Raw genomic sequence first — 12,150 nt, forward strand, 5'->3', positions numbered from 1 at the left:
TATCGCATATCTAATAAAAAATAAAATTTGCGCCTTTGCGCCTTAGTGGCAAAAACAAAAATAAAATGAAAAACATCGAAATCCTTACACAAGAAGCTATTTCCCTTTTAGAAGCACTAATTGAGACTCCTTCCTTTTCAAGTGAAGAAGATAAGACCGCTTTACTAATTGAAAACTGGTTCAATTTAAACGATATCCCTTTCAAAAGAGAAAACAATAATGTTTGGGCTTACAACATGCATTTTGACGCCGCTAAACCTACCCTACTTTTAAATTCACACCACGATACTGTAAGACCCAACCAAGCCTACACAAACGATCCGTTTAAGGCGATTGTAAAAGACGGGAAATTGTTCGGATTGGGGAGTAATGATGCAGGAGGTTGTTTGGTTTCTTTGTTGGCTACTTTTGTTCATTTTTATGCTAAAGAAAATTTGCCTTATAATATTGTAATTGTTGGTTCTGCCGAAGAAGAAAGCAGCGGTAAAAAAGGCTTAAATAGTGTCCTACAACATTTACCGGAACTAGAATGTGCTATTGTAGGAGAACCTACTTTAATGCAATTGGCAATAGCCGAAAAAGGATTATTAGTTCTTGACGTAAAGATAAAAGGAACGCCAAGTCACGCTGCCCATCAAAACGAAGATAATGCCATCTATAAAACAATTCCCGTGATGGAATGGTTTAAAAATTATACTTTCGACGAAATATCAGAGCAATTAGGCCCTGTAAAAATGACCGTTACCCAAATCAATGCCGGAAAACAACACAACGTCGTGCCGTCAGAATGTGATTTGGTTATCGATATCCGTGTCAACGACTGTTATACGAATCATGAAATTTTACAAATTGTAAAAGACAATGTCAATGCCGAAGTTACTCCCCGATCTATGAATTTAAGTTCGTCTTCTATTCCAGAATCGCACGGATTAGTGCAAGCCGGAATTGCTTTAGGTCGCACGACTTATGGCTCTCCTACTCTTTCTGACCAATCGGTTTTGAACTGTAAATCATTGAAATTAGGCCCTGGAGATACGCTGCGGTCGCACTCCGCAGATGAATTTATATATGTAAACGAAATTGAAGAAGGAATCAAATTGTATGTTAAAATACTGGGGGATTTCTTTAAGAAAATAGAATAATTGGGAGCAATTTCCCGCTATCCGTTACAATCTTTTATTTTTTAGATAAAAAATAAAAGGATTTCCACTGCTATCAGGGCTAGCATTTTGTGGTAACAATAAGATTAATATATAAAACTTTGCGATGCTCTGGGTCACCTTCGAGTATCTTTGCGAAACAAAACACACCACTATGAAACTTTGGGAAAAAGGAATACCTACTGATAAGCAAATCGAACAATTCACCGTTGGCAATGACCGAGAACTCGATTTAGTACTGGCAAAATACGATGCTTTGGGCTCTATTGCTCATGCCAAAATGCTGGGCCAAATTGGACTTTTGACCGATTCAGAAACTACATCTCTAGTTTCGGCTTTAGAAGAAATCATCCTTGATGTCGAAAAAGGAAATTTCGTAATCGAAGACAGCTTTGAAGACGTACATTCGAAAATCGAATATCTACTAACGGTAGAATTAGGTGATGCGGGTAAAAAGATTCACACCGCTCGTTCCCGTAATGACCAAGTATTAGTTGATGTTCACTTGTATTTGAAGGATGTTATTACAGATTTAAAAGAGCAAGTACGAACCTTGTTTGATTTGATGATGGAATCAGCCGAGAAACATCAAAATGTATTATTACCAGGATATACCCATTTACAAATCGCGATGCCGTCCTCGTTCGGAATGTGGTTTTCTGCTTATGCCGAAACCTTGATTGATGATATCACGATGTTGAATGCTGCTTTAAAAGTGGTGGATCAAAATCCGCTAGGTTCTGCAGCAGGATACGGAAGCTCCTTCCCTATCAATAGAACATTCACTACAAAAGAATTGGGTTTCGAAACCTTAAAATACAATTCGGTTGCTGCACAAATGAGCCGTGGAAAATCAGAGAAAATTTTAGCTTTTGCAATGAGTAGCGTGGCAGCAACTTTGGCGAAGTTCTCTATGGATGTCTGTTTGTACATGAGTCAGAATTTTGATTTTATCGGTTTGCCTGCACATTTAACTACAGGTTCTAGCATTATGCCACACAAAAAAAACCCAGATGTATTTGAATTAATCCGTGGTAAATGCAACAAGATTCAAGCGTTGCCATACGAAATTACCTTAATTACTAATAATCTTCCAAGCGGCTACCATAGAGATTTACAGCTATTGAAAGAAGGATTATTCCCGGCCATTCAAAACCTAAAAGCTTGTCTGGATATTGCCATTTTTTCGATCAAAGACATCAAAGTAAAGGACAATATCTTAGCCGATAAAAAATACGACTACTTATTTACCGTAGATACTTTAAACGAAATGGTGGTGGCGGGAATCCCTTTTAGAGATGCCTACAAAGCCGTTGCAGAACAGCTTGAAAACGGTACCTTTCAGTCTCCAAAAGAAACTAAACATACCCATGAAGGAAGTATCAATAATTTGTGTTTAGCAGAGATTAAGGATAAAATGAATTTGGCTTTCTAAAAACTACTTCATACCTAACTATTTTATAAATCCATTCCTTCAAACGAATGGATTTTTTTGTTTTTTAAATCAGTCCAAATCAAAGTAATTTTAAACTCCGAAAATTAACACATTTTGCATATATTTGAAAGTAGCCAATTTAAATTATAAATATGAACCCCTTTGAAGAACAAGCAACTCAAGCCCTTTTTGAGAAAAAATTAATAACGGATACCCAATTCAAACAAGTTAAAGCATATCGAAGTTTGGAAATTTTTTCACTAAATCTCGAGTTAAAACTGTTTCTATACCTTTCTATTTTGTCTTTTACGACAGGGATTGGAATATTGATTTATCAAAATATTGATACGATTGGTCATATTGCTATCTTATCTATATTATTAATTGTAACTATTGTTTGTTATTTTTTTAGTTTTAAAAATAGCACTGGATTTCAGAAAGGAGAAACAAGTTTTGACAACCCCATATTTGATTACCTTATTCTTGCGGCTGTTCTTTTGACTTGTATTTTTATAGGCTATTTACAATTTCAATACACTGCCTTTGGCACTCATTATGGGTTAGCTACTTTAATTCCCACTGCCATCGGACTCTTTTGTGCCTACTATTTTGATAACAAAAGCATCTTATCTATTGCTATCACCGGTCTAGCCGCATACATTGGTTTAACAGTTAGTCCTCAAGCACTGCTTAATAATGATTTTTACGAAACAAACACCTTAAGCTATTCAGCAATTGGCTTAGGAATAGTACTTGTTCTTTTGTCTATTTATAGTAACCAGATTACATTAAAAAAACATTTTACTTTAGTGTATTTGACTTTTGGATTACACCTTATAAGTATTTCCTGTGTCAATAATTTATTTGAGCCATACTGGTTAGTATTCGCAGTTATTTTAGCTGCTGCGTTGTATTACTTTTATATATCCAGTTACAAAGTCAAATCTGTTTCTCTTTTTGTTTTCACTATCATTTACGCCTATATTGGAGTTAATATCTTATTATTCAAAGCCATTCAATTTCTAAAGATTGATGATTTTTTAATTGCTTTCTCCTTTTTTATCCCCTTTTATTTAATCGTTTCTATAATCCTATTTATTCGCCTTATTAAAAAATTCAATAAAAACAGCAACGATGATAGTATACGATAAAGTAGAGTTAGAGAATTTAACTCTAGTCGAAGAAGCACATTCTTTAAAAGAAGCTAGCTTCATAGATAGTGAACAATATAAAGTGATTTCTAAACAATTAACAATTCCTAAAGGTAGTAACAACCTATTAATCAGACTGGCTTTTTTCATACTGGGAAGTTTTTTATATTCCTCTATTTGTGGTTTCTTAACTTTAATTAGCGAAAATGCAATAGGTGAAAATTTTAAAGTTATTGTATTTCTATATGCCGCGGTTGGTTTTGCAGGAGCAGAAGCCTTGACCCGTCTAAAATTTTATGGTCATGGATTAGATGATGCCTTTATAATAGGATCCCAATTAAATTTGGCAATAGCTATAGGACTTTTAACCGATGGAAACGAAATCGTAATTGCTTCTATTATCACACTAACCGCATTAATTAACTATCTCCGTTATTTACATCTCTCCATGGCACTACTATTTTGTTTAGCACTAACAGCAACGCTAACATACGCCATGTTTGAAATTGGTACTACCGGAAAAACCATTTTACCTTTTGTAATAATGTTATTTGCTGCAGCAATCTATTTTTTAAGTAAAACAATAATCTCTAAATTAGTACCCAATTTTTACTACAAAGGAGTTTTATTAGCGAATAGTTTTAGCCTTATTCTCTTTTATCTTTCAGGAAATTATCTAGTAGTGCGAGAACTTTCAGTTCTTCTGCTTGATGCGGCCATTGTTCCAGGTCATGATATCTCATTCGCATTCTTCTTTTACGGTTTTACCTTTGCAGTGCCCTTATTTTATTTAATTTATTCGATTTTAAAAAAAGATAGAATAATGCTTTGGATTGGGTTCTTAGCACTTGGTTTTTCTATTTATACCATCCGATTTTATTATGCTATTTTACCTATTGAAATTGTATTAACCCTTGGCGGAGTATTCCTCTTTGGATTTACTTACTTCGTAATAAAAAAACTAAAAGACAAAGAAGCTGGAGTGACATTCAAACCTGATCGTTTAACAAAAACAAATGCTTTTTTGAATGCCGAAATACTGATTTCTTCGCAACTGGGCTTAAAGCCGGAAATTACAACCGAGTCAAATATAGAATTTGGCGGCGGTGAATTTAGTGGCGGAGGTTCTGGTGGAGAATTTTAAAATAAAAAGCCACGAATTCACTAATCAAATTATTAATTAGTGAATTCGTAGCTTACTTTTTATCCTTTATAAGAACTATACTTTACTCTTCAAGGCTTCAGCATCGATATCGCTGTGGGAAACATCATAAACTGATTTCCCATCCTTAATCAACAGTAATTGAGGTGATTGATGCATTACACCAAAACGTGATGCTATGTCGTTAGAAATTTCACGATGTGCTATCAAATCTAAAAAATAAGGTGTAACTTTATCTGGGAAGTTAAATTCATTTTCAAATTGTTTCAAAGCCATCCTACTGATACTGCAGCGAGTACTATGTTTGAAGATAACCACTGGTTTTTCATTAGAAAGTGAAACAATCTCATTTAGCTGCTCCAAATCAGTTAAAGCATTCCAGTTCATTTTAGGTGTAGATTCATTTTGGTCTTCCGAAGAACTACCAAAGATATTTTTTAAAAAACTCATATTTTGTCTGTTATTAAGTCATTTTGACTTGGTTTCATGATAATAATCATATTTTATAAGCCATTTTGTCTGTACTATTGTAATGGAATGTAAATTGAAGATTAGTAGCAAAGTTATCAATTAACTGTAGTTATATAACTATAAACATCAAAAAAATCATGAACATAAATAAATTTACCATAAAATCACAGGAGGCTATTCAGCTTTCACAGCAGTTAGCACAGGACTTAGGCCAACAGCAAATTGAGAATGAACATTTGTTTAAGGCAATGCTTGAAGTGGACGAAAATGTGACTCCTTTTATTTTGAAAAAGCTAAATGTAAATGTGCCGCTATTTATTCAAATTTTAGACAGTACGATTCAGAGTTTTCCTAAGGTAACGGGAGGCGAAATAATGCTTTCTAGAACGGCAAATTCTACCTTAAACGAAGCAGAATCTATTGCTAAGAAAATGAACGATGAATTTGTTTCAATCGAACATTTAGTTTTGGCTATTTTTAATTCGAAAAGTAAAGCCGCCCAAATATTAAAAGACCAAGGCGTAACCGAAAAAGGATTGAAAGCCGCAATCGACGAATTGCGAAAAGGAGAAAGAGTAACTTCCGCCTCTGCTGAAGAAACGTATAATTCTTTAAATAAATATGCCAAAAATCTTAACGAACTCGCCAAAGCAGGGAAATTAGATCCTGTAATTGGTCGTGATGAAGAGATTAGAAGAGTATTGCAAATATTAACGCGTCGTACAAAAAACAACCCCATGCTTGTGGGAGAACCCGGCGTAGGTAAAACGGCCATTGCCGAAGGTTTAGCGCATCGAATTGTTGACGGTGATGTACCAGACAATCTGAAAGATAAAATCGTATTCTCACTAGATATGGGTGCCTTGATTGCGGGAGCTAAATACAAAGGAGAATTTGAAGAACGTCTAAAATCAGTGGTAAAAGAAGTAACTGCTGCCGAAGGTGATATTGTTTTATTCATTGATGAGATTCATACACTTGTAGGCGCTGGAGGTGGCGAAGGCGCAATGGATGCGGCAAACATTCTGAAACCAGCTTTGGCTCGTGGAGAACTGCGCGCTATTGGTGCAACCACATTAGATGAATATCAAAAATATTTCGAAAAAGACAAAGCGCTCGAGAGACGTTTCCAGAAAATAATTATTGAAGAACCAGATACTGAAAGTGCAATTTCAATCCTGCGAGGTATTAAGGAAAAATATGAAACACACCACAAAGTACAGATAAAAGACGAGGCGATTATCGCTGCCGTCGAATTATCGCAACGCTATATTACCAACCGTTTTCTGCCGGACAAAGCCATTGATTTAATGGACGAAGCCGCTTCAAAAATACGCATGGAAATCAATTCAAAACCCGAGGAACTTGATGTTTTGGATAGAAAAGTAATGCAACTCGAAATCGAAATTGAAGCCATAAAAAGAGAGAAAGACGAAAGCAAACTCAAAATTTTAGGAATGGATTTGGCCAATCTTAAAGAAGAGCGAAACGAAATTTATGCCAAATGGAAATCAGAGAAAGATGTTGTTGATAATGTACAAGCGATAAAAACAGAAATTGAAGATTATAAATACGAAGCCGAAAGAGCAGAACGCGAAGGTGATTATGGTAAAGTAGCCGAAATTCGTTACGGTAAAATCAAAGAAGCTCAAGAGCGTCTCGAAGTTTTACATAAGGAGCTAGTCGAGAACCAAGCTGGCGGAAGTTCCCTAATAAAAGAAGAAGTAACCCGCGAAGATATTGCCGAAGTAGTAGCCAAATGGACTGGAATACCAGTTATGAAAATGTTACAAGGAGAACGCGAAAAACTATTGCATCTGGAAGCCGAATTGCACCAACGTGTCGTAGGTCAGGAAGAAGCGATTGAGGCCGTAAGTGATGCCGTACGTAGAAGCCGCGCCGGATTACAAGACATGAAAAAACCCGTGGGAACCTTTCTATTCCTTGGGACAACAGGTGTTGGTAAAACCGAATTGGCAAAAGCATTGGCAGAATACCTGTTTGATGATGAAAATGCCATGACCCGTATCGACATGAGTGAATACCAGGAACGTCATAGCGTGAGCCGTTTAGTGGGCGCGCCTCCGGGATATGTAGGCTATGACGAAGGCGGTCAGTTAACGGAGGCGGTGCGTAGAAAACCGTATTCTGTAATATTATTAGATGAGATAGAAAAAGCACATCCCGATACGTTTAACATCTTGTTGCAAGTATTAGACGAAGGACGATTAACCGACAATAAAGGACGTCTCGCCGATTTTAAAAATACCATTATCATCATGACTTCTAATATGGGAAGCCAGATTATTCAGGAGAAATTTGAAAACCTAAAAGGCAGCATGGAAGAAGCCACAGAGGCCGCAAAAACCGAAGTGCTCAGTTTATTGAAACAAACTGTACGTCCAGAATTCATCAATCGTATCGATGAAATCGTGATGTTTACTCCTTTGAGCAGTGCTAATATCACTAAGATTGTTAGTTTACAACTGAAAAGCGTTTCTAAAATGCTTGCACTTCAAGGAATTACCATGGATGCCACACCCGAAGCTATCGCTTATCTGGCCGAAAAAGGATATGATCCACAATTTGGTGCCAGACCAGTGAAACGTGTAATACAAAGAGACGTATTGAACAGCCTCTCTAAAGAAATTCTAGCCGGAAAAATTGCTACAGACAGTATCATACTGCTCGATGCGTTCAACGGTGAATTGGTTTTTAGAAACCAAACAGAGTTAGTAGAATAATTGATTATTTTTTATATTTTAGTTGTAGTATTAAAACACAAGTCGCAAGGCTGGTGTTTTTTTTTATGCTGATTTTTAGGAGCATAAGGAGTTGTTTTTGTAAGCACGTTCCCTCCTGCTCTTGGCTATATCTCTTCGTTTCACTACGAGGATGCCGCCTCGATCAGGGCTAGTTAGAAGGTTTAGTTTTTCATAATAACGTAAACTAATCGTTGAGCAAGGAAATTCTGAGCGACAATGACATGCTGTAAAATTCATCTATTAGATTTTTTTTCGTTTAGATCATGAACTATTCGATTATTTGTAAATAAAATAGTATATATTTGATTGATGAGATATGCGCTATTAAGTGGCGTGTATTCAAGCTATAAAGAGGCGATATGTTATAAAGCATATATACTAGTTTGCAGAAATGACTGAAAAAAATCGGAGAAAAAACAAAAAAAAAAAAATGAAAAAGCATTTATTCTTAATTTTATTTACGTTAATTTTTACGTCTATTTATTCTCAACATAAAATCAAAGAAGCTTTTTCAGAAAAAACAATACCATTTGTAGAAATTTATTCTGAGAATGGAAATTTAATTGGATTGTCAGATACTAATGGAAATATCTCTTCTGATTTAGAAAATAAAATTTATAGTTCAAAAACAAAGAGTTTAACTTTTGTGAATTCTACATATAAAACTACCGAAATAAACATTGAAACATTCAAAAACACGCCTATAATTTCTTTAAATCGAATTGTAACCGAACTTGAAGAAGTTGTAATTAAAGCAAAACCTAAAACATATAAATACCTAAAATTAAAAGGTTACTTTAGGAGTATTCAAATTAATGAAGACAGACCTCATTATTTTATAGATGGAATTGTTGAATATTATATTTCTCTAAAATCTGATAAAATAAAAATGAAAATAATTTGCTATCGCTCTTTTGAAAACAAATCGATTAGTCAATTAAGTAAAAATTTTTATTTTATGGTTGCAGGAGTTCCAATATTTAATCATTTCACAAAATATAAGAACCTCACAAATGAGTATAATCTAAAACCTGAAAACAATGAAAACATCCTTGTTTTTGACAAAAAAGAAAACATAGAAAAGGGAAAAATCACAAAATCTAATTCTAATTCAAATTTACAATTGGAAATTATTTCAAAAACAAATCCTAAAATAATGAAACTTTTTGGAATGGAAAGCGATTTCAATAATTATACCATCAATACGATTTATAATAACGATGACCCTGCTAAAATGAATTTTGAAAATATTATTTACTTTAAAGAAATCAGAAGTTATGACATAAAAAGACAAAAGAAAAATGAGTTTCAAAAAGTTGAAGCAACACACGAATTCTTTTTACTTGAAAAAGAATACACTGATGAAATAAAATCTAAAGAGTTTGATAGTCCATATACTTTTAAAAGACCAAGTGATTTTGAAAATAATTATTGGGAAAATGTAGATAATGAATATTTTCAATCTATTCCAAAATCATTAGAAAAATACATTAAAGAAAACTTAATACTAATCGAAAAATAGTCACTTCTGCCAACAGCTAAGGCTTTGTTGGGCTTGAAAAGCCAAACAATAAAGCCGCGGTTGAACGGAACCTATTACATGCCGTCAACGCTATGGAGTCCCATCTGGTGCTCGTTTGCAACGAGTACTTACTTACATGATAAACGAAATCATAGCATTTCTAATGCGGTTCACATGGTAGTAAAAATTACTGCTTTGAATTGAGGAAGTAGAGTTCGTAGAGATTCTTTCAGAATGACAAACGGAGTTGCGTTTGATTGCGAATTCTTTGTAATGCCCGATCGCACGGATATGCCCATCTGGTGCTCGAATGCAACGAGTAGCCCTATTGACAAAATTATAAAATGAAACATCAAAAAATTAAGAATGAATTAATGAAAAAAATTATAACTGTAATTATTGCGACTTTATTACTTGTTTCTTGTAAAATGACAAAAGAAACTTATGACAGTGGTGAATTAAAAAAAATCGGGAGAACATCAAATGATTTAAAAGATGGAAAATGGAAATTTTATCATAAAAACGGAACGATATTTCAAAAAGGGAAATATCTTAAGGGAGCAGAAATAGGTGTTTGGGAAATTTTTCACGAAAATGGAAAATTGCATCAGATCGGTAAATTCAATAATGGAAAACAAGACGGAGAGTGGAAATTTTTCTACGAAAACGGAAATAAAGAGGGAATTGGAAAATTAGATAATGGAAAATTGATTGGGCAATGGAATTGGTACCACACTAATGGAAAAACTTATACTGAACGATTATACACTGATGGAAAACTAATGAATATACTTAATTGTTTTGATGGTAATGGAAAGAAATTAGATAAAGGCACTCTAAAAGACGGAAACGGAACACTAAATGTATATGATATAAATGGAAATTTATTAGAAGTTCAAAACTTTAAAGATAGCAAATATATAAAATAACGATTGGCCAACCCCCATCTAGTGCTCGTTTGCAGCGAGTACCTACTTACATTATAAACGAAATCATAGCATTTCTAATGCGGTTCACATGGTAGTAAAAATTACTGCTCCGAATTGAGAAATTAGAGTTCGTAGAGATTCTTTCAGAATGACAAACGGAGTGGCATTTGATTGCGAATTCTTTGTGAAGCCCGATCGCACGGATATACTCACAATCTTTAGCGCAGAATTGTTTTCTGGGCTGTGTGAAGTCTCCGGACTTTGTAAAATCTTTTATTCTAGAATATTATTTGACACTCATTTGAAAAATCTCTTAGTGTGATTGCTTTCCGCCACGGTGGACTAGCTGTTCCTCGCAATGACCTAGTTTGTAATAATTATTTAGAAATTTTCAGGAATCTCTGGGCTCTCTGAGTTTCTTTGCGAAATAAAAATTGATGAGTCTTAAATGTGGAGATTTCTCCTTCGTCGAAATGACAAATTTTGTAGTAAATCTTCGTTAATCTCTGGGCTCTCTCTGAGTTTCTTTGCGAAAGAAAAATTGCTGTGGCTGTAATGCGGAGATTTCTCCTTCGTCGAAATGACAAATTTTGTAGAAATTCTATATAATTTTTGGTAAATCACTACTTTTTCTCGCTGTATCTTTGAGGAACAAACTATGCTAACAACTGCTATAAAATGAAAACAAAGTCAAGGATATTATCAATTGTAAAAGCAAATAGCCTTGACTTTTCTATTACAGGCATGCAAACTTTTGATTTATCAGTATTGCATTTAGGAAATCATCTAGAATTTTCTTTACCAACCAATGTAAGATTAGGCCATTTAGTAGAAAAAATTGTATCGGAATTAATTAAGTCATCCACCAACTATAATGTCCTATATGAAAATATTCAGATCATTGAAGACACGAAAACCATAGGTGAAATTGATTTTATCATTGAAGATGAAGACACAAAGCAGTTAATCCATATGGAGTTAGCTTATAAGTTTTATCTATTTGACCCAAGTATTTCTTCGGAACCAATAAATAACTGGATTGGCCCGAATAGGAATGATTCTTTGAAAGAGAAATTAGATAAATTAAAAGCAAAACAATTTCCTTTACTATACCATAATTGCACTACATCAACGTTTGATACTATAGCAATAAACGATGTTTCTCAAGCACTATGTTTATTAGTTTCCTTGTTTATTCCTTATGAATACAAGGGTAGTTTTAGCCCTATTTATCAAAAAGCTGTAAAAGGGTATTATTTGAATCTTGAAACATTTGTTAGCCTTGATAACTCTGCAAAAACTTATTTCATACCTTCAAAAAAGGAATGGGGAATGGATCCATCTGAAAACGAAATTTGGACGGACTTTAATGGTATAGAAAAACACATTACCACTTCTATTAATGAAAAACAAGCTCCATTAATTTGGCAAAAACACAAAGATTCGTATTTAGAATTTTTTATTGTTTGGTGGTAGGTTGTTTTGACCCCTATAAAACAAGAGTACTATTTTAAATTTCGATTTTTAATTAAGCGGTTAATTTTTTCATTTCTAT

Annotated in this window: 9 protein-coding genes; 8 read left to right on the plus strand and 1 reads right to left on the minus strand. The window is 34.1% G+C overall.

The features are described 5' to 3' along the window. Positions 1-65: 65 nt before the first annotated feature. From AC4PRO_RS14275 to AC4PRO_RS14290, 4 genes are all read left to right on the plus strand, one after another. The gene (locus AC4PRO_RS14275; protein WP_492117801.1) at positions 66-1,142 is read left to right on the plus strand and encodes a M20 family metallo-hydrolase; all 1,077 of its coding nucleotides are present in this window, start codon (positions 66-68) and stop codon (positions 1,140-1,142) included. Positions 1,143-1,314: 172 nt separating this feature from the next. Then, complete coding sequence (gene argH / locus AC4PRO_RS14280) at positions 1,315-2,595, plus strand: argininosuccinate lyase (protein ID WP_492117802.1); 1,281 nt, start codon at positions 1,315-1,317, stop codon at positions 2,593-2,595. Positions 2,596-2,747: 152 nt separating this feature from the next. Next, positions 2,748-3,746: a DUF2157 domain-containing protein gene (locus AC4PRO_RS14285; RefSeq protein ID WP_492117803.1), complete on the plus strand. Its 999-nt coding sequence runs from the start codon at positions 2,748-2,750 to the stop codon at positions 3,744-3,746. Further along, positions 3,730-4,890, plus strand: coding sequence for a hypothetical protein (locus tag AC4PRO_RS14290; protein ID WP_492117804.1), 1,161 nt, complete (start codon positions 3,730-3,732; stop codon positions 4,888-4,890). The genes AC4PRO_RS14285 and AC4PRO_RS14290 overlap by 17 nt, the downstream gene beginning before the upstream one ends. A gap of 75 nt (positions 4,891-4,965) precedes the next feature. Here AC4PRO_RS14290 and ytxJ read toward each other — a convergent pair whose 3' ends face one another. Then, positions 4,966-5,358, minus strand: a complete 393-nt coding sequence (gene ytxJ / locus AC4PRO_RS14295; RefSeq protein WP_492117805.1) for a bacillithiol system redox-active protein YtxJ — start codon at positions 5,356-5,358, stop codon at positions 4,966-4,968. 158 nt (positions 5,359-5,516) lie between these two features. On the opposite strand from ytxJ, the gene clpB reads away from it, so the two are divergent. The 4 genes from clpB to AC4PRO_RS14315 all read left to right on the plus strand — a co-directional run bounded on the left by clpB (position 5,517) and on the right by AC4PRO_RS14315 (position 12,071). Further along, positions 5,517-8,123: an ATP-dependent chaperone ClpB gene (gene clpB / locus AC4PRO_RS14300; RefSeq protein WP_492117806.1), complete on the plus strand. Its 2,607-nt coding sequence runs from the start codon at positions 5,517-5,519 to the stop codon at positions 8,121-8,123. A 451-nt stretch (positions 8,124-8,574) separates the two neighbouring features. Continuing rightward, entirely contained in the window at positions 8,575-9,666 is a 1,092-nt protein-coding gene (locus AC4PRO_RS14305) for a hypothetical protein (protein WP_074723652.1), read from the plus strand. A gap of 344 nt (positions 9,667-10,010) precedes the next feature. Beyond that, complete coding sequence (locus AC4PRO_RS14310; RefSeq protein ID WP_074723654.1) at positions 10,011-10,595, plus strand: toxin-antitoxin system YwqK family antitoxin; 585 nt, start codon at positions 10,011-10,013, stop codon at positions 10,593-10,595. Between the two features lie 678 nt (positions 10,596-11,273). Beyond that, positions 11,274-12,071: a DUF1853 family protein gene (locus tag AC4PRO_RS14315; protein WP_492117807.1), complete on the plus strand. Its 798-nt coding sequence runs from the start codon at positions 11,274-11,276 to the stop codon at positions 12,069-12,071. Positions 12,072-12,150: the final 79 nt, after the last annotated feature.

The organism is Flavobacterium sp. DW-iso2 (assembly GCF_058725285.1).